The following is a 17,717-nucleotide window of genomic DNA, read 5'->3' as shown; positions in this document are numbered from 1 at the left end:
TTCCTGTTCGTTCCTGGTGGATACTGGCCCCGTGCTCGCGAGTCAACGGCAGGACCGCATCGTCGCGGAGGTGCGCGCCCACGGGGCGGTCCGGGTGGCCGACCTGGTGGAGCAGCTCGACGTCTCCGAGATGACCGTGCGCCGGGACATCACCGAGCTCGACCGCGCGGGCCTCGTGCGGCGGGTGCACGGCGGCGCGGTGGCGGTCGACGGGGCGAGCCGGCCCACGGACGAGCCCGGCTTCGAGGCGAAGAGCACCTGGTCGACGGCCGAGAAGGACGCCATCGCGGACCTGGCCGCGGCGACCGTCGAGCCCGGGCAGGCGATCGCCTTGTCCGCGGGCACGACGACGCACCTGCTGGCCCAGCGGATCGCCGCCGACCCGGCGCTGCGCCCGCTCACCGTCGTGACGAACTCCCTGCCCGTCGCGCAGACCCTGCACCGGGCGGTCCCGGGCGCGGGGGCGCTGGACGTGATCCTCACCGGCGGCACCCGGACGCCGTCGGACGCCCTGGTCGGCCCGGTCGCGGACACCGCCCTGGCGACGCTGCGGGTCGACCGGCTGTTCCTCGGCGTGCACGGGCTGGACGAGTCGGGTCTGATGACACCGAACCTGGCCGAGGCCGCGACCGACCGGGCGCTGCTGCACTGCTCGGCCGCGGTGACCGTACTGGCCGACCACACCAAGTGGGGCGTGATGGGCCTGGCCCGGATCGCCGCGCTGGAGGAGGTCGACGTGCTGGTCAGCGACGCCGCGCTGCCGGAGCCCGCACGCGCGGTCCTCGCCGACGCGGGCTGCACGCTGCTGACGCCCGACCCCGCCTGACCCGGACCGCCTGACCCCGACCGCACCACACCCCGCACCACCCCACGCCGAGGAGCGATGACCTTCATGGAGCAGCAGCACGAGCCCGCGACCACCCCCGTGTGGGTCGGTGCCTGGGAGCCCACGGACGGTGCCGCGCGGGTGCGCGCCCTGTTCGCGGACCGGTTCGGCGCGGAGCCCGACGGCACGTGGTCGGCGCCGGGCCGGGTGAACCTCATCGGCGAGCACACCGACTACAACGGCGGCCTGTGCCTGCCGTTCGACCTGCCGCACCGCACGTACGTCGCCGTGCGCCGGACCGACGGCGACACCGTGCGCCTCGTCTCGGCGCAGGAGGCCACGGGCGTCCGCGAGGTCGCGCTGTCGGAGGTCGCCCCCGGGACCGTCAGCGGCTGGCCGGCGTACGTGGTCGGCGTCGCGTGGGCGCTGCGCGAGGCGGGCCACGAGGTCGGCGGGTTCGACGTCGCCGTGGACTCGTGCGTGCCCTACGGCGCGGGCCTGTCGTCCTCGGCCGCGCTGGAGTGCGCCGCCGCCGTCGCGATCGACGCGCTCTACGGGCTGGGCCTGGCGGGCACCGCGGACGAGCCGGACGACGCCGGGCGGACGGTCCTCGCCGCGGCGTCCATCCGCGCCGAGAACGAGATCGCGGGCGCGAGCACCGGCGGCATGGACCAGTCGGTGTCGCTGCGCGGCCGCGCCGGGCACGCCCTGCTGCTGGACTGCCGGGACGGGTCGGTGCGGCACGTGCCGTTCGACCTGGCCGCGCACGACCTGGCGCTGCTCGTCATCGACACGAAGGCCGAGCACGCGCTCGTCGACGGCCAGTACGCCGCGCGCCGCGCCGCGTGCGACGAGGCCGCGGCGATCCTCGGCGTGCCGACGCTCCGGGAGATCGCCCCGGACCGGCTGGGCGACGCCCTCGCGACGCTCGCGCACGGCACCGGCCCGGTGGGCGACGGCTCCGGCGACGCCGAGGTGCTGGTCACCCGCGTCCGGCACGTGGTGACGGAGATCGAGCGCGTGACGCAGTTCGTCGCGCTGCTGGACGAGGACCGCGTCGAGGAGGTCGGCGACCTGATGGACGCGTCGCACGCCTCGCTGCGCGACGACTACGAGGTCTCCTGCCGCGAGCTGGACGTCGCCGTCGAGGCCGCGCGCGCGGCCGGGGCGCTCGGCGCGCGGATGACGGGTGGCGGCTTCGGCGGCTCGGCGATCGCGCTCGTGCGCGCCGACGCGGTCGACGCGGTGGCCGCGGCCGTCGCGGACGCGTTCGCGGCGCAGGACCTGCACGCCCCGGCGTTCCTGGTCGCGACGGCGAGCGGCCCCGCGGCCTGACCGGTCGCTCCCCCGCGGACGATCCCGCGACTCCCGCCGACCCACCCGGCGTGCCGACGGCCGCCGCCCGCCACCGTGCGGGCGGCGGCCGTCGTCGCGCTACCGCCCGGGCCGCTCGTCGGGCAGCGCGTCGGGCCGCGGCAGCCGCGCCGCGTCCTCGTGCATCGCGACCAGCAGCGAGTACGGCCGCCCTCCCGGGGTCGGCGGCCGCTGGGCGAGCTCCTCGACGAACGCGTCCACCCGCGCCAGGAGCTCGTCCCGCTCGGCCGCGCTGAGCCGGACACCGAGCCGGGTCATCCGCACGGTCGCCGGGTCGGACTCGTGCAGCTCCTCGAGGAACGTGGCCGCCATCAGCTGCCACTTGCCGGGGAAGTCGGGGGCGCGCCAGGACTTCCTCGTCGCGCGGTACGGCACCTCGCGGGAGCCCCGGGCCCCGCGGCGCACCGGGTCGGCCGCGAGGAACCCGCGGTCCACGAGGGTGCGGACGTGGTGCAGCACGGTCGCGGGGTTGCGACCCAGCCGCTCGGCGATCTCCCGGTTGGTCAGCGCCTCGTCGAGGCAGAGCCGCAGGATCCGCAGCCGGAGCACCGAGGCGAGCGCCCGCGCGTCGGCGTCGAGCTCGGCGTGGTCGTCGGCGTCGGCGTCGGCGGGCTGCGTCATGCGCCGATCCTAGCCACTGATTGACACTTCCCAATCAGTGGCGCCATGCTGACCGCCATGACCGGGACCGAGGCACCGCCGCGCCGGCGCTCGCTCGTCCACCACCCGGACTTCCGGCGCCTGTGGGTCGGGGACGCGCTCGGCCAGCTCGGGGCACAGCTCACCGGGATCGCCCTGCCGGTGCTCGCGGTGCGGGACCTCGCCGCCACCGAGTGGCAGATGGGCGTGCTCACCGCCGCCGAGACCGCCGCGTTCCTGGTGATCGGCCTGCCGACCGGCGCGTGGGTCGACCGGATGCGCAAGCGGCGCGTCCTCGTCACGGCCGACCTGGTCCGGGCGGCGACCCTCGCGGCGGTGATCGCGCTCGCGTTCGCGGGGCTGGCGTCGATGCCCGTGCTGTACGCGGGCGCGCTGGTGATCAGCGCGGCGACGGTGTTCTTCGACGTCGCGCACCAGTCCTACGTGCCGGGCCTGGTCGGGCTGGAGCACATCGGCGAGGGCAACGCGAAGCTCCAGGCGACCGCGTCGGTCGCGCACGTCGCCGCCCCGGCGCTCGGCGGCGCCCTCCTGCGGGTCGTCCCCGCGCCGGCGGTGATCGCGGTCAACGCCGTGACGTACCTGGTCTCGGCCCTCGCGGTCGGCCGGATCCGGCAGGTCGAGCAGCTGCCGCCCGTCGCCGACCGGCGCCCGCTGCGGGTCGAGATCGCCGAGGGCCTGCGCTTCGTGGTGCACCAGCCCCTGCTGCGCCGGATCGTCGCCTGCACGGCGGTCGGCAACCTGTTCTCCGCCGTCGGCGCCGCGGTCGGCGTCATCTACGCGCTGCGCGTCCTCGGGCTGGACGCGGCCGCCTACGGCACCGTCCTGTCGGCGTCCGCGGTCGGCGGGCTGGCCGGGGCCGTCGCGGCCGACCGGCTGCAGCGGTGGGTCGGCGAGGGGCGGCTGATCCCGCTCGCCGCGCTGGCGTTCGCCCCGGGCGCCGCGCTGACGCCGCTCGCGTCGGTGCTGCCGGTCGACCCCCAGGTGACGCTGGTCGTCGGCGGCGTGCTGTTCTTCTTCGCCGTGGTCGTCTACAACGTCGCGCAGGTCAGCTTCCGGCAGCGGGTCTGCCCGCCCGCGCTGCTCGGCCGGATGAACGCCTCCGTCCGGTTCATCGTCTGGGGGACGACGCCGTTCGGGGCGCTGCTCGGCGGGTGGATCGGGCACTCCTGGGGTGTGCTGCCCGCGCTGTGGGTCGCCGCCGGCGGTGCGGTGCTGGCGGCGCTGCCCGTGCTGCTGTCCCCGCTGCTGCGGATGCGGGACCTGCCGGGTGCGCCGACCCCGGCCTGACCGCGTCCTCGCACGTCAGCGGGCCGCTCGGGTGGACCGGCGCCGCGCCCGCAGGCAGGATGCTGGACGTGCTCCGCCTGCTGCTCGCCGCGACCATCGGCTTCTTCACCGCGTCCGTCGTCCTCCTCACCGCCGATGTCGGAGGTGACGCCTGGCCCTGGGCCGTGCCCGTCTCGGGTGCGCTGATGACGATCCTGCTCGTCGTCGTCTCGATCGGCCGCGGCTTCGCGGGGGTCCGTGGCGCGAGCGCGGCCGACGTCGAGGCCGCGGTCCGGGAGAACCGCGTCTCGCTGGCCCGGGTGATCGAGACCCGCGCCACCGGCAGCTCCGTCAACGACCAGCCGCTGTGCGACATCCGCCTGGCCGTGGCGTCCCGCACCCGGCCGGCGTACACGACGTCGACGCGCGCCCTGGTGAACCTCGGCCGGCTGCCGTCGCTGCAGCGCGGTGCCGTCGTGGTGGTCGCGCAGCTGCACGCCGACCGGCCCGACGTCGCGCTGCTGGACCCGGCCCCCGGCGACTGGCAGGCCGCCGCCGACCGCGACACGACCGTGGCCGCGATGCCCGAGCCGCCCGCCTGGGAGGTCGCGCCCGCTCGCGGCCGCGACCGGCAGGGCCTGCTGCGGATCCCCGCGGCGCTGCTGCTCCTGGCGTTCGTCGTCGGCCTCGGCGCGCGGGCGTGGCCGGAGCGGGACCTGGTCGTCGCGCTCGTCCAGGGCACGTCGCTCGACGAGGCCCGCGAGCAGGGCGACCGCGCCCGCGCGGAGGCGGCGAGCATCTTCCCGGCCGCGCGCACCCAGCAGGTCGTCGACGACCTCGCCCAGGTCGCCGGCGGGACCCAGTTCGTCGACGTCGTGCTGTTCCGGACCTACGCGGTGGCGGAGGCGCCGACCTCCCCGGGGGCGACCACCACCGACTCGTTCAGCTGGCGCGACGGCGGCGCCGTGCGCGAGGGCGCCGAGCTGATCCAGCCCGACCCCGCCGACCTGCCCGCCGCGCTCTACGACGTCCGCGACCTCGACTGGTCCGTGGTGGAGCGCCTGACCGCGCAGATGACGGAGCTCACCGGCATCGACGACGCCGACGGCCCGGTCGTGTACGTCCGACGGGGGACGGCGTCGGACGCGATCGCCCCGGTCGAGATCGTGCTGTCCGTCGACGACGACTACTACGACGGCTGGGTCACCGCCGACGCGACCGGCGCGATCGTGTCGATGCGCGGCGGGGCGCCCGGCTCGCAGTCGGCGGCCTGGGAGGCCGAGCACGCGGGCTGAGCCCGCGCGCCCGGGCGCGCCTCAGACGTCGTACGCGACGACCACCGGGGCGTGGTCGCTGAACCGGGCGTCGTAGGTCGCCGCGCGGTCGACCTCGACCGTGCGCACCCGGTCCGCGAGCGCCGGGGTCGCGAGCTGGTAGTCGATCCGCCAGCCGGAGTCGTTGTCGAACGCCTGCCCGCGCCACGACCACCACGTGTACGGCCCCGGGCCCTCGCCGCCGTGCTCGCGCCCCAGGTCGCGCCAGCCCTGCTCGTCGAACCAGCGGTCCAGGTACGCGCGCTCCTCCGGGAGGAACCCGGCGGCCTTGCGGTTGCCCCGCCAGTTCTTGATGTCGACCTCGCGGTGCGCGACGTTGAGGTCCCCCGCGACCACGGCGCGCGCGTCGGGGCCCGCGAGCTCGGCCATCCGCTTGGTCATCACGTCGAGGAACGCGTACTTCTCGGCCATCTTCGGCGTGTCCGCCTGCCCGGAGTGGACGTACGCGGACACCACCGTCAGCAGCTCGCCGCCCGGGAGCTCGAGGTCGGCCTCCACCCACCGGCCGCTGTCGGTCGGGACGCCGGTGCCGATGCCGATCCGCACCGCGTGCATCGGCAGCCGCGACGCGATCGCGACCCCCGCCCGCCCCTTCGTCTCGCTCGCCTCGTGGGCGAGGTGCCAGCCGTCCGCCGCGAGGTGGTCGCCGAGGATCTCGTCCGTCGCGCGCACCTCCTGCAGCAGCAGGACGTCCGGCCGTCGGGCCTCGATCCAGTCGGCCATCCCCCGCTTGAAGGCGGCCCGGATCCCGTTCACGTTCACAGTCGCTACCGTCAGCACGCGGACCATCCTGGCGCATGCCACCGACACCACACCCACCACCCCTCCCGCCGGGCCCGCGCGGGTGGTGGGATGGGCACCTCACCGCCGCACCCAGGAGGTCCGATGACCGTCCCCACCACCGCCGGCAGCACCGGCGGCGCCCTGACCGTCGAGTCCGCGGGCGTCGACGTCATCGCCGACGCCGACCGCAAGGGCACGCCCCGGCAGCTGTTCTGGCCGTGGTTCGCGGCGAACGTCTCCGTGCTCGGCCTGTCCTACGGCGCGTGGGTGCTGGACTTCGGGGTGTCGTTCGGCCAGGCGGTGGTCGCGAGCGTCGTCGGGATCGTGTTCTCGTTCCTGCTCTGCGGGGTCGTCGCCCTGGCCGGCAAGCGCGGGTCCGCGCCGACGATGGTGCTGTCCCGCGCCGCGCTCGGGGTGCACGGCAACCGGGTCGCGGCCGTCCTGTCGTGGCTGCTGACGGTCGGCTGGGAGACGATCCTCACCGCCCTGGCGACCCTCGCCACCGCGACCGTCGTGGAGGCCCTCGGCTGGGGCGGCGGGTCCGCCGTCCAGGTCGTCGCGCTGCTCGTGGTCGCCGCGCTCATCATCGCGGGCGGCGTGTTCGGGTTCGACCTCATCATGCGCATGCAGACGGTCATCACCGTCGTCACCGCGGTGCTGACCGTCGGGTACGTGCTGCTCGTGCTCGACCACGTGGACCTCGACGCGGTCACCGCGATCCCGGCGGGCACCGCGCAGGCGTTCATCGGCGCGCTGGTGTTCATGATGACCGGGTTCGGCCTCGGCTGGGTCAACATGGCGGCGGACTACTCCCGCTACCTGCCCCGGCACACCTCCGGGCGCGGCGTCGTCGTGTGGACGACGTTCGGGGCCTCGCTCGCGCCGGTCGTGCTGCTGGTGTTCGGGCTGCTGCTGGCCGGGTCCGACCCCGAGCTGCGGACCGCGATCAGCGCCGACCCGATCGGCGCGCTCACCACCGTGCTGCCCACCTGGTACCTGGTGCCGTTCGCGGTCGTCGCCGTGCTCGGCCTGGTCGGCGGGGCGGTGCTGGACATCTACTCCTCGGGCCTGGCCCTGGTCTCCACCGGCCTGCCGGTCAGCCGGCCCGTCGCCGCGGGGATCGACGGCGTCATCATGGTGCTCGGCACGGTGTACATCGTGTTCGGGTCCGACTCGTTCTTCGGGGTGTTCCAGGGCTTCCTCATCACCCTCGGCGTCCCGATCGCGGCGTGGGCGGGGATCATGCTCGCCGACGTGCTGCTGCGGCGCCGCGACTACGACGACCTCGACCTGTACCGGCCCGAGGGGCGCTACGGCCGGGCGCCCGCCGTCCCGCTCGCCCTGCTCGGCGCGGGCACGCTGCTGGGCTGGGGGCTCGTGACGAACGGCTCGGCCGCGTGGCTGGGCTGGCAGGGCTACCTGCTCGGTCCGCTCGGGCTCGGCGGGACCGAGGGCGCGTGGGCGTACGCGAACCTCGGGGTGCTGGTCGCGCTGGTCGTCGGGTTCGGCGGGACGCTGCTGCTGCGCCGCGGCGCCGTGCGCCGGCAGGAGTCCGGCGCGGTGCGCCGGCAGGAGGCGCTGCGGTGACCGGCGCGGGCGGGCCGGGGCGCACCGTCCTGGTGGTGGTGGACATGCAGCCCGTGTTCGCCGACGCCGGCAGCCCGTGGGCGGCGCCGCGGTTCGCCGAGGCGCTGCCGGTCGTCCGGGAGCTCGCCGAGGCGGCCGGGCCGGACCGGACGGTGTTCACCCGGTTCGTGGCCCCCGACGAGCCCGCGGGCGCGTGGGTCGCGTACTACGCGGACTGGCCGTTCGCGCTCCAGCCCCCGGACGCGCCCGCGTACCGGGTGGTCCCGGGCCTCGCGGACCTGGCTGCGGAGACCGCGGTCGTCACCGCCACCACGTTCGGCAAGTGGGGGCCGGACCTCGCGGCGCACGTCGCGCCGGGCGACACGATGCTGCTGGTCGGCGTCTCGACGGACTGCTGCGTGCTGTCGACGGCGCTCGCCGCGGCGGACGCGGGCGTGGCGGTCCGCGTCGTCGCCGAGGGCTGCGCGGGCTCCGACGACGCCGCGCACGCCCGCGCCCTGGACGCGATCCGCCTCTACGCCCCCCTGGCGGACGTCGTGCCGACGCCCACGGCCCGCGCGCTGCTCTCCCGCACCTGACCCGGCGGGGTCGGCAGTCGAGGTCGAGGGTTTCACGCGAGGTCGAGGGTTTCAGCCCCCTCCAGCGGGCGAAACCCTCGACCTCGCGGGACGGGCGTCAGCGCCGGCGCTCGGCCGTCTCGACCACGTTCGCCAGGAGCATCGCCCGGGTCATCGGGCCCACGCCGCCGGGGTTCGGGGAGACCCACGCGGCGACCTCCGCCACGCCCGGGTCGACGTCGCCGACGATCCGGGCCTTGCCCGAGTCCACGTCGGTGACCCGCGAGACGCCGACGTCGATCACGACGGCACCCGGCTTGACCAGGTCCGCGGTGACGATGCCGGGGACGCCGGCCGCGGCCACGATCACGTCCGCGTTGCGGGTGTGCTCGCCGAGGTCGACCGTCCCGGTGTGCGTGAGGGTGACCGTGGCGTTGACCTCGCGCCGGGTCAGCAGCAGCCCGATGGACCGCCCCACCGTGGTGCCGCGCCCGACCACCGTCACGTCCGCCCCGTCGAGCCCGATGCCGTACCGGGTCAGCAGCTCGACGATGCCGCGGGGCGTGCAGGGCAGCGGGGAGGTGATCTCCTCGTTGACCCGCAGCACCAGCCGGCCCAGGTTCGTCGGGTGCAGGCCGTCGGCGTCCTTGTCGGGGTCGACGAGCTCGAGCACCCGGTTGGCGTCGATCCCGCGCGGCAGCGGCAGCTGCACGATGAACCCCGTGCACGCCGGGTCCTCGTTCAGGCGCCGCACCGCGGCCTCGATCTCCTCCTGCGTGGCGTCGGCCGGCAGGTCCTCGCGGATGGAGGCGATGCCCACCTCCGCGCAGTCCCGGTGCTTGCCGGCCACGTAGGACAGCGAACCCGGGTCCTCCCCCACCAGCAGCGTGCCGAGGCCCGGGGTGACGCCGCGGGCCGCGAGCGCCTCCACCCGGGTCCGCAGCTCGGCCTTGATCGTGGCCGCGGTGGCCTTGCCGTCGAGCGTCTTCGCCGTCATCAGCGCGCCTCTCAGTACTGCTGCAGGCCGGGGTACAGCGGGTACGCGTCGGCCAGCCTGGCCACCCGCGCCCGCAGGCCCTCGACGTCGGCCGACGCGCCGTCCACCAGCGCCGTGGCGATGATGTCGGCGACCTCGGTGAACTCGGCGTCGCCGAACCCGCGGGTCGCGAGCGCCGGCGTGCCGATCCGCAGGCCGGACGTGACGCGCGGGGGGCGCGGGTCGAACGGCACCGCGTTGCGGTTCACGGTGATGCCCACGTCGTGCAGGAGGTCCTCGGCCTGCTGGCCGTCGAGCGACGAGCTCCGCAGGTCGACGAGCACGAGGTGCACGTCGGTCCCGCCGGTCAGCACGGAGACGCCCGCGGCCGCGACCTCGGGGGCCACGAGGCGGTCGGCGATGATCCGCGCGCCGTCGATGGTGCGCTGCTGGCGGTCCTTGAAGTCCTCGCCGCCGGCGATCTTGAACGACACGGCCTTGGCGGCGATGACGTGCATGAGCGGGCCGCCCTGCTGGCCCGGGAACACGGCGGAGTCGATCTTCTTGGCGTACTCCTGCTTGCTCAGGATGAAGCCGGAGCGGGGGCCGCCGATGGTCTTGTGCACGGTGGACGACACGACGTCGGCGTACGGCACGGGCGACGGGTGCAGGCCCGCGGCCACCAGGCCCGCGAAGTGCGCCATGTCGACCCAGAGCTTCGCGCCGACCTCGTCGGCGATCTCGCGCATCGCGGCGAAGTCGAGGTGCCGCGGGTACGCGGACCAGCCGCCGATGATGACCTGCGGGCGGTGCTTGAGCGCCGCCTCGCGGATCGCCTCCGGCTCGATGAGGAAGGTGTCGGGGTTCACGCCGTAGGCGCCGACGTCGTAGAGCTTGCCGGAGAAGTTGATCTTCATGCCGTGGGTCAGGTGACCGCCGTGCGCGAGCTCGAGGCCCAGGATGCGGTCGCCGGCGTCGGCGAGCGCGTGCAGGACCGCGGCGTTCGCGGTGGCGCCGGAGTGCGGCTGGACGTTGGCGTGCTCGGCGCCGAACAGGTCCTTCGCGCGGGTGATCGCCAGGTCCTCGGCGATGTCGACCTGCTCGCAGCCGCCGTAGTAGCGGCGGCCCGGGTAGCCCTCGGCGTACTTGTTGGTCAGCACGGAGCCCTGCGCCTGCAGGACGGCGCGCGGGACGAAGTTCTCGCTGGCGATCATCTCGAGCGTGCCCTGCTGGCGGGCGAGCTCGCCGTCCAGGACGGCCGCGATCTCCGGGTCGACCTCGGACAGGTTCTGGTCGAGCAGGGGCGTGTTCTCGGCGCTCATGCGTCTCCTCGGCGTCGGCGTGCGCGGTCTGTCGACCGCACACCGATGGTGTGGGGTGACCGCGGGGCCCAGGCGTCCGACCCGACGTCATGCTGCTGCGTCGCTCCCCGGTGGTGACCCACCTCTGCGCCAGTCGCGACCCCGTCAGCCTAGCAACGTCCCCGCCGTCCCGGGCGGGGTGTCTCACGACGGGTGAGGTCAGGCGGGCGCCTGGGCCTCGTCCGGGTCGCCGAGGATGCGGCGCAGGTACGCGTACGTGAGGTCCCCGACCGTCTGGTCGTGCTCGTGGGTGTAGCCGTGCTTCTCGTACACCGCGAGGTTCTGCACGGAGTCGCGGCCGGTGAACACCCAGATCTCCTCCACGCCCTCGGGCAGGTGCGGCAGGATCGCGAGCAGCAGCTGGGTCCCGATGCCGTGGCCCTGCTGGTCGGGCGCGACCGCGAACCGGCCGAGCGTGGCCTTCGGCCCCTCGAGCACCACCCGGATCGAGCCGACGAGCCGGTGACCGGCCCACGCGCCGAGCGTCACGACGCCCTCCGCGGCGAGGTCCGCGCGCAGCTCGCTGAGCGTCTGGGTCAGCGGCGGGATGTGCGGGTCGTCGTACTGCTGGGCCTCGGTGACGAACGCCGCACGGCGCAGGGTCAGCAGCTCCCCGGCGTCCGCGTCGACGACGGGCCGGATGGTCACCTCGGGCTCGCTCATGCCCCCATCGTCTCAGCCGCTCCGCGCGCAGGACCACCCAGAGGTCCCGTGCTCACGAACATTCCACCCGTCGGACACCCGGCCCGGCCCCACGAGACCCCGCCGGTACGCTCGACCCTCGTGCAGACCTCCGCGCCCGACCCCACCTCGTTCGTCCTGTCGCTGTCCTGCCCGGACCAGCCCGGCATCGTCGCCGCGGTCGCGGGGCTGCTCGCGGAGCACGGGGGCAACATCACCGAGTCCCAGCAGTTCGGGGACCCGCTGTCGGGGCTGTTCTTCATGCGCGTCGAGGTCGCGTCGACGAGCCCGCGCGCGGACCTGGAGGCGGCGCTGTCGGCCCTGGCGCCGCGGTTCGGGCTCGACTGGTCGCTGGACGTCGCCGGCCGGAAGATGCGGACCCTCGTGCTGGGCTCGACGGCGGCGCACTGCGTCAACGACCTCGCGTTCCGGCAGCGGTCCGAGGGGCTGCCGATCGACATCGTCGGGCTGGTGTCGAACCACACCGCCCTGGCCGACCTCGCGGCGTTCTACGCGATCCCGTTCCACCACGTCCCCGTCACCCGGGACACCAAGGCCGCGGCGGAGGCCCGGCTGCTCGCCCTGGTCGAGGAGCTCGACGTCGAGCTGGTCGTGCTGGCCCGCTACATGCAGATCCTGTCGGACGACCTGTGCCGCGCGCTGAGCGGCCGGGTCATCAACATCCACCACTCGTTCCTGCCGTCGTTCAAGGGCGCCCGCCCCTACGCGCAGGCCCACGACCGCGGCGTGAAGCTGATCGGCGCGACGGCGCACTACGTGACCGGCGACCTCGACGAGGGCCCGATCATCGAGCAGGACGTCGAGCGCGTGGACCACAGCCGCGCGGTCGCGGACCTGGTCGCGCTGGGCCAGGACGTCGAGCGGCGGGCCCTGGCCCGCGCGGTGCGCTGGCACGCGGAGCACCGGGTGCTGCTGGACGGGCACCGGACGATCGTCTTCCGCTGATCCGGGACGTCGCTGCCCGCATGAGGCCGCGCGCCCGGGTCAGAGCGCCGCGGGCCTCGTCGGGCGCGGCATCCGCCCGGTCGGCGTGATGCCGGTGATCGCCGCGATCAGGTCCTCGTAGGAGGCGTGCTGCGCGTCGAAGTCGCCGTTGATCCGGCCGAGGCGCAGCACCACGATCCGGTCCGCGACGGCCTGCACGTCGACCATCGAGTGGCTGATCATGACGACGCCGAGGCCGCTCTCCCGGAGGCGCTCGACCATGTTGAGCACCTCGGCGGTCTGCGAGATGCCCAGCGACGCCAGCGGCTCGTCCAGGACGACCACGCGGGGGTTGCCGACCAGGCTGCGCGCGACCGCCACCGCCTGGCGCTGGCCGCCGGACAGGGCCCGCACGGGCGCACGCACCGAGGGCACGCGCGCGGCCAGCTGGCTGAGCACCTCCCAGGCGCGCCGCTCCATCTGCCGCTCGTCGAGCATCCCGGCGCGCCGGAGCTCCTGGCCGAGGAACAGGTTCTGCACCACGTCGAGGTTCTCGCACAGCGCGAGGTCCTGGAACACCGCGGCGATGCCGTGCTCCCGGGCCACGCGGGTCGACGCGAGCTGCACCGCCGACCCGTCGAGCTCGATGTGCCCGGAGTCGGGGGCCAGGGCACCCGACATCACCCGCGCGAGCGTCGACTTGCCCGCGCCGATGTCGCCGACGATCGCGACGACCTCGTGCGGGTGGATGTCGAGGTCGACGTCGACGAGGGCACGCACCGCGCCGTAGTTGCGGGACACCCCCCGCACCGACAGGACCGGCGTGCTCGTCGACGCAGCCGCGGGTGAGCTCACTGGTCCTCCTCCGCTGCGTCCCTGCCGCGTGCCGTGCTGCACCGGTTCATCCTGCCACCGCCATCGTCCGGGCGATGCCCGCGTGGTCGAGCGCCAGGTCCAGCGCCCCGCGGACCTCCGCGGCGGTGCCGAGCTCGGAGACGACCACCTCGACCGGCCCGGCGGTGCTCGGCAGCGTGCGCTGCGCCAGCACGTTCCGGAACGTGTCCAGCAGGATCGGGCCCGCCTCCGCGAGCCGTCCGCCGACCACGACGAGCTCCGGGTCGAACAGGTTGCAGGTGTTCGCGGCGGCCACCGCGAGCAGCCGACCGGCGTCGGAGATCACCCGCCGGCACCCGGGGTCGCCCTCCTGCGCGCGGGAGATCACGTCGGCCAGCGTCAGGTGCCCGTGGCTGGACTCGAGCATCCGCAGCAGCGCGGGCGCGCCGATCAGCGCGTCCAGGCAGCCGCGGTTCCCGCACCGGCAGATCGGGCCGTTCTCGTCGATCGTGATGTGCCCGAACTCGCCGGCCGCTCCGGTTCGACCGTGGAACACGCGCCCGTCGACGACCAGGCCGCTGCCGACGCCGTGCGACACCTTCAGGTAGACGACGTGCCGGCGACCCCGCGCGGCGCCGTGCCGCAGCTCCGCGAGCGCCCCGAGGTTCGAGTCGTTGTCGACCCGCACGGGCACCCCGAGCCGGCGCTCCAGCACGTCGGAGACCGAGACGCCGTCCCAGCCGCGCAGCACACCGACCGAGACGATCCGGCCCGTCTCCGGGTCGACCGGGGCGGGCACGCCGACCCCGACGGCGAGCACCTCCGAGACGGTGGTGCCGACGGAGTCGACCAGCTCGGTGAGCAGCAGGGACGCGCGCTCCAGGCCCGCGTCGGCGCGGTGGTCCGGCGGCAGCGGCATCCGCTGGTCCGCGACGACCCGGTGCGCGACGTCGGCGACGGTGACGCGCAGCGAGCGGGAGCCGAAGTGGATGCCGCCGACCAGCCCGAGGTTGCGGGCGAGCGTGACCTCCTGGGCGCGGCGGCCGCTGCGGGAGGTGGGCGCGGTGTGCAGGACCCCGGCGCCCGTGAGCTCCTTGACGATGTTCGACACCGTGGCGGGTGACAGCCCCGTGACACCGGCCAGCTCGACCTGCGTGAGGGAGCCACGCTGCTGGACGGCACTCACGATCCGGGCGCGGTTGGCTTCACGCAGTGAAGATTGCGAACCCGGGGTCACCCTCTCAGTGCCCACGTAGCCGAGGATACAGGCGGACGAGGCACCCCGGCACCGCCCGGGCGGGGTCGCCGGGGTGCGTTCAGGGGGTGACGGCAACGGCCGCCGTCCGCGGGTGCGGGCGGCGGCCGTCGGGTCGCGGTCGAGGCGGTCAGCCCAGGCGGGCGGCCAGGTTCTCGTCCAGCGCGGCGAGGAAGTCCTCGGTGGTGAGCCAGGCCTGCTCCGGGCCGACGAGCAGCGCGAGGTCCTTCGTCATCTTGCCGCTCTCGACGGTCTTGATGACGACGTCCTCGAGCGTCTGGGCGAACTCGGTGACCTCGGGGGTCTGGTCCAGCTTGCCGCGGTGCTTCAGGCCACCGGTCCAGGCGAAGATCGACGCGATCGGGTTGGTCGACGTCGGCTTGCCCTGCTGGTGCTGGCGGTAGTGCCGGGTCACGGTGCCGTGCGCGGCCTCGGCCTCGACGGTCTTCCCGTCCGGGGTCATGAGGACGGACGTCATGAGGCCCAGCGAGCCGAAGCCCTGCGCGACGGTGTCGGACTGGACGTCGCCGTCGTAGTTCTTGCAGGCCCAGACGTACCCGCCCTCCCACTTCATGGCCGAGGCGACCATGTCGTCGATGAGGCGGTGCTCGTAGGTGAGCCCCTTCTCGGCGAAGGCCGACGCGAACTCGGCGTCGAAGACCTCCTGGAACAGGTCCTTGAACCGGCCGTCGTAGGCCTTGAGGATCGTGTTCTTGGTCGACAGGTACACCGGGTACCCGCGCTGCAGGCCGTACGCGAACGACGCCCGCGCGAAGTCGCGGATCGACTCGTCGAAGTTGTACATCGCCATCGCGACGCCGCCGCCCTCGGGGTACGTCACGACCTCCTGCTGGATCGGCTCGGAGCCGTCCGCCGGCGTGAACGTCAGGGTCAGCGTGCCACCGCCCCGCACCACGAAGTCCGTCGCCTTGTACTGGTCGCCGTGGGCGTGGCGGCCGATGATGATCGGCTTGTTCCAGCCCGGCACCAGCCGCGGGATGTTGCTGATGATGATGGGCTCGCGGAACACGACGCCGCCGAGGATGTTGCGGATCGTCCCGTTCGGGGACCGCCACATCTTCTTCAGCCCGAACTCCTCGACCCGCGCCTCGTCGGGCGTGATCGTCGCGCACTTCACGCCGACGCCGTGCTCGAGGATCGCGTGCGCCGCGTCGACCGTCACCTGGTCGTCCGTCGCGTCGCGGTTCTCGATCGACAGGTCGTAGTACCGCAGGTCCACGTCCAGGTACGGATGGATCAGGCGGTCCTTGATGAACTGCCAGATGATCCGCGTCATCTCGTCACCGTCGAGCTCGACGACCGGTCCAACCACCTTGATCTTCGCCATGCGGGCCAGATTACTTGACGTCGAGAGACTTCGCGGGCGCTGGGTCGCCCGACGTCCAGGCACGGCACAGCGAACCCTGGCATGCTGACAGCCGTGCCCCGACCCCGGGCGGCCGCCACGACGGCCCCGGAGCCGCACCGGCGCGCAGCGCCCCCCCGGGGCCCGCGCCCGACATCGCACGGGCCTCGCGCCCGTCACCCCCGGACGAACGGATGACCATGCCCCAGGACACGCCCGAGCCCACCGAGGCCGCGAAGCCCACGGCGCCGGAGCCCGCGACGGCGCCCGAGCCCGCCACGGCCCCGGAGCGCACCACGGCCGAGGAGCCCACCGCGGCCCCCGAGCCCGCGACGACCGGGACGGCGCCGGCGACGAGCCCGGCCCCGACGGCCGCGCCCGCCCCGGCCGCCGCCCCCGCGCCCGCCGCGATCCCGACGGGCTTCGGCGCCGCCAGCGGCTACGGCACGGCCCGCCCGGTCGCGGACGTCGACCCGCTGGACGACGAGGTCGCGGTCGCCGCGCTGCGGACCACCGTGACCGGCCCGTCGCTGGTCGCGCGCGTCGGCGCGGAGCTGTTCGGCACGTTCGTCGTGCTGCTCGCGGGGCTCGGCGCCGCGATGTTCCTCACGCTGACCGGCACGGACGTCCCCGGCGTCGCGCTGGCCTTCGGCTTCGGCACGATCGGCGCGTTCCTCGCCGTGTCGCACGTGAGCGGCGGCCACTTCAACCCGGCGATCACGCTCGGCGCCGCGCTGGCCGGACGCACGCCGTGGACGCACGTGCTGCCCTACTGGCTCGCGCAGCTCGTGGGCGGCGCGCTCGCGACGGCCGTGCTGTTCGTGACCTGGTCCTCGCTGCCCGCCCTCAGCGGCAACGAGCGGACGTTCTTCAGCGCGCTCGCGAACGGCTACGGCGACCACTCGCCGATCGCCGCGTCCACCGGCGGCACGGGCTTCGAGCTGATCGCCGCCCTGCTGATCGAGGTCGTGCTCGCGGCCGTGCTGGTCGGCGTGTACCTCGGCGCGACGCACCGCACCGGCGCGCGCCACCAGGCCGCGTTCGCGGTCGGCCTGACGCTCGCGTTCGCCGTGCTCGTGGCCTACCCGGTCACCGGCGGCGGCCTGAACCCGGCCCGGTCCACCGCGGCGGCGATCTTCGCCGAGTCGTGGGCGTGGGGCCAGATCTGGGTGTTCTGGGTCGCGCCGCTGGTCGGCGCCGCGCTCGCCGCGCTGCTGTACCGGGCGTTCGCGACGGCTCCCGCCGAGGACGACCTGCTGGACGAGGAGCTCGAGCTGGAGCTCGACGAGGTCGAGGTCGAGGTGCACCCGGCGCGCTGACGCCGCCATCCCCACCCCCCGACGCCGAGACAGGACGTCCGCGCCGAGACAGGACCCTCCACGGTCCTCCCTCGGCGCGGCGGACCTGTCTCGGCGTCGCTGCGTCGACGGTGCGGAAGGCTCGTCGCTGCGGCGGCGGTGGGGCGGGCACGGCGGCGGTCGGTCCCGCGGGGCGTCAGCGGACGATCGTCGGCACGATCTGCGACAGGACGCCGATCGCCAGCGCGAGCCCGGCGAGCACGGTGACGTCGGTGACCCGGCTGCGCACGACCAGCGCCGCCGGACCGCCGCGGACCACGCCGCGCACCACGGCGCAGCAGACCAGGAACGCCGCCAGCGCGAGCGCCCCGACCGAGGTGCCGGCGAGCAGCGCGAGCCCGACGCTGCCCAGCACCGCCCCGAGGATGACCCACAGCGACCAGTTCCGGTCCGCGGCGAGCGACGCGCGGGCGATGGCGCGGGGGTCGAGCGGGCGGCCCTCGGAGTCGAACCTGTCCTCCGGGAGCGGGGTCGCCGCGCCGTCCTGGCTCATCGCCGCCTCCAGCCCCGTCCGCCGGGCCCGTGCACCGGGACCGTCCACCGGCGCGGCTCGG

Annotated in this window: 17 protein-coding genes and 1 riboswitch; of the genes, 8 read left to right on the top strand and 9 right to left on the bottom strand. The window is 74.8% G+C overall.

Features of this window, described 5'->3' with window-relative positions; genetic code table 11:
- Positions 1-31 precede the first annotated feature (31 nt).
- Positions 32-826: a DeoR/GlpR family DNA-binding transcription regulator gene (locus ACFVXN_RS01715; protein WP_389226295.1), complete on the top strand. Its 795-nt coding sequence runs from the start codon at positions 32-34 to the stop codon at positions 824-826.
- Between the two features lie 66 nt (positions 827-892).
- The gene (gene galK, locus ACFVXN_RS01710) at positions 893-2,161 is read left to right on the top strand and encodes a galactokinase (protein ID WP_389226292.1); all 1,269 of its coding nucleotides are present in this window, start codon (positions 893-895) and stop codon (positions 2,159-2,161) included.
- A 99-nt stretch (positions 2,162-2,260) separates the two neighbouring features.
- Here the strand turns inward: galK and ACFVXN_RS01705 are convergent, their stop codons facing one another.
- Positions 2,261-2,821, bottom strand: a complete 561-nt coding sequence (locus ACFVXN_RS01705; protein ID WP_389226288.1) for a helix-turn-helix domain-containing protein — start codon at positions 2,819-2,821, stop codon at positions 2,261-2,263.
- A gap of 57 nt (positions 2,822-2,878) precedes the next feature.
- Between ACFVXN_RS01705 and ACFVXN_RS01700 the strand changes: the two genes are divergently transcribed.
- A complete protein-coding gene (locus ACFVXN_RS01700; protein WP_389226285.1) occupies positions 2,879-4,147 on the top strand; it encodes an MFS transporter in 1,269 nt (422 codons plus the stop codon).
- 68 nt (positions 4,148-4,215) lie between these two features.
- Positions 4,216-5,421 (top strand): hypothetical protein, encoded by a 1,206-nt coding sequence (locus ACFVXN_RS01695; RefSeq protein WP_389226282.1) that lies wholly within the window; start codon positions 4,216-4,218, stop codon positions 5,419-5,421.
- Between the two features lie 21 nt (positions 5,422-5,442).
- Here the strand turns inward: ACFVXN_RS01695 and ACFVXN_RS01690 are convergent, their stop codons facing one another.
- Positions 5,443-6,240 (bottom strand): exodeoxyribonuclease III, encoded by a 798-nt coding sequence (locus ACFVXN_RS01690; RefSeq protein ID WP_389226279.1) that lies wholly within the window; start codon positions 6,238-6,240, stop codon positions 5,443-5,445.
- Between the two features lie 105 nt (positions 6,241-6,345).
- On the opposite strand from ACFVXN_RS01690, the gene ACFVXN_RS01685 reads away from it, so the two are divergent.
- Together ACFVXN_RS01685 and ACFVXN_RS01680 are read left to right on the top strand one after the other, a co-directional pair.
- A complete protein-coding gene (locus ACFVXN_RS01685; RefSeq protein WP_389226276.1) occupies positions 6,346-7,830 on the top strand; it encodes a purine-cytosine permease family protein in 1,485 nt (494 codons plus the stop codon).
- Positions 7,827-8,408 carry a cysteine hydrolase family protein gene (locus ACFVXN_RS01680; RefSeq protein ID WP_389226273.1) on the top strand — a complete coding sequence of 194 codons (582 nt, stop codon included), beginning with the start codon at positions 7,827-7,829 and terminating at the stop codon, positions 8,406-8,408. The genes ACFVXN_RS01685 and ACFVXN_RS01680 overlap by 4 nt, the downstream gene beginning before the upstream one ends.
- Positions 8,409-8,505: 97 nt before the next feature.
- Here ACFVXN_RS01680 and ACFVXN_RS01675 read toward each other — a convergent pair whose 3' ends face one another.
- The 3 genes from ACFVXN_RS01675 to ACFVXN_RS01665 all read right to left on the bottom strand — a co-directional run bounded on the left by ACFVXN_RS01675 (position 8,506) and on the right by ACFVXN_RS01665 (position 11,387).
- A complete protein-coding gene (locus ACFVXN_RS01675) occupies positions 8,506-9,384 on the bottom strand; it encodes a bifunctional methylenetetrahydrofolate dehydrogenase/methenyltetrahydrofolate cyclohydrolase (protein WP_389226270.1) in 879 nt (292 codons plus the stop codon).
- A gap of 11 nt (positions 9,385-9,395) precedes the next feature.
- A complete protein-coding gene (gene glyA / locus ACFVXN_RS01670; RefSeq protein WP_389226267.1) occupies positions 9,396-10,685 on the bottom strand; it encodes a serine hydroxymethyltransferase in 1,290 nt (429 codons plus the stop codon).
- Between the two features lie 59 nt (positions 10,686-10,744).
- Positions 10,745-10,832, bottom strand: a riboswitch (ZMP/ZTP riboswitch).
- 51 nt (positions 10,833-10,883) lie between these two features.
- Positions 10,884-11,387, bottom strand: coding sequence for a GNAT family N-acetyltransferase (locus tag ACFVXN_RS01665; RefSeq protein ID WP_389226264.1), 504 nt, complete (start codon positions 11,385-11,387; stop codon positions 10,884-10,886).
- A gap of 120 nt (positions 11,388-11,507) precedes the next feature.
- On the opposite strand from ACFVXN_RS01665, the gene purU reads away from it, so the two are divergent.
- The gene (gene purU, locus ACFVXN_RS01660) at positions 11,508-12,371 is read left to right on the top strand and encodes a formyltetrahydrofolate deformylase (protein ID WP_389226261.1); all 864 of its coding nucleotides are present in this window, start codon (positions 11,508-11,510) and stop codon (positions 12,369-12,371) included.
- 39 nt (positions 12,372-12,410) lie between these two features.
- Here the strand turns inward: purU and ACFVXN_RS01655 are convergent, their stop codons facing one another.
- The 3 genes from ACFVXN_RS01655 to ACFVXN_RS01645 form a co-directional block, all read right to left on the bottom strand.
- Positions 12,411-13,205: an ATP-binding cassette domain-containing protein gene (locus ACFVXN_RS01655; RefSeq protein WP_389226258.1), complete on the bottom strand. Its 795-nt coding sequence runs from the start codon at positions 13,203-13,205 to the stop codon at positions 12,411-12,413.
- A gap of 46 nt (positions 13,206-13,251) precedes the next feature.
- Positions 13,252-14,436, bottom strand: coding sequence for an ROK family transcriptional regulator (locus tag ACFVXN_RS01650; RefSeq protein WP_389226255.1), 1,185 nt, complete (start codon positions 14,434-14,436; stop codon positions 13,252-13,254).
- A gap of 133 nt (positions 14,437-14,569) precedes the next feature.
- Positions 14,570-15,787 (bottom strand): NADP-dependent isocitrate dehydrogenase, encoded by a 1,218-nt coding sequence (locus ACFVXN_RS01645; RefSeq protein ID WP_389226252.1) that lies wholly within the window; start codon positions 15,785-15,787, stop codon positions 14,570-14,572.
- Between the two features lie 212 nt (positions 15,788-15,999).
- Between ACFVXN_RS01645 and ACFVXN_RS01640 the strand changes: the two genes are divergently transcribed.
- Positions 16,000-17,124 (top strand): aquaporin, encoded by a 1,125-nt coding sequence (locus ACFVXN_RS01640; RefSeq protein ID WP_389226249.1) that lies wholly within the window; start codon positions 16,000-16,002, stop codon positions 17,122-17,124.
- Positions 17,125-17,299: 175 nt separating this feature from the next.
- On the opposite strand, the gene ACFVXN_RS01635 is transcribed toward ACFVXN_RS01640, so the two are convergent.
- Complete coding sequence (locus tag ACFVXN_RS01635) at positions 17,300-17,656, bottom strand: DUF3017 domain-containing protein (protein WP_389226246.1); 357 nt, start codon at positions 17,654-17,656, stop codon at positions 17,300-17,302.
- Between the last annotated feature and the right edge of the window lie 61 nt (positions 17,657-17,717).

Origin of the sequence: Cellulomonas sp. NPDC058312, assembly GCF_042880135.1 — a bacterium.
In the GTDB taxonomy this organism is placed as follows: domain Bacteria; phylum Actinomycetota; class Actinomycetes; order Actinomycetales; family Cellulomonadaceae; genus Cellulomonas.
The sequence above is the reverse complement of the archived record's forward strand: the minus strand, read 5'-3'. Positions and strand labels throughout refer to the sequence as shown.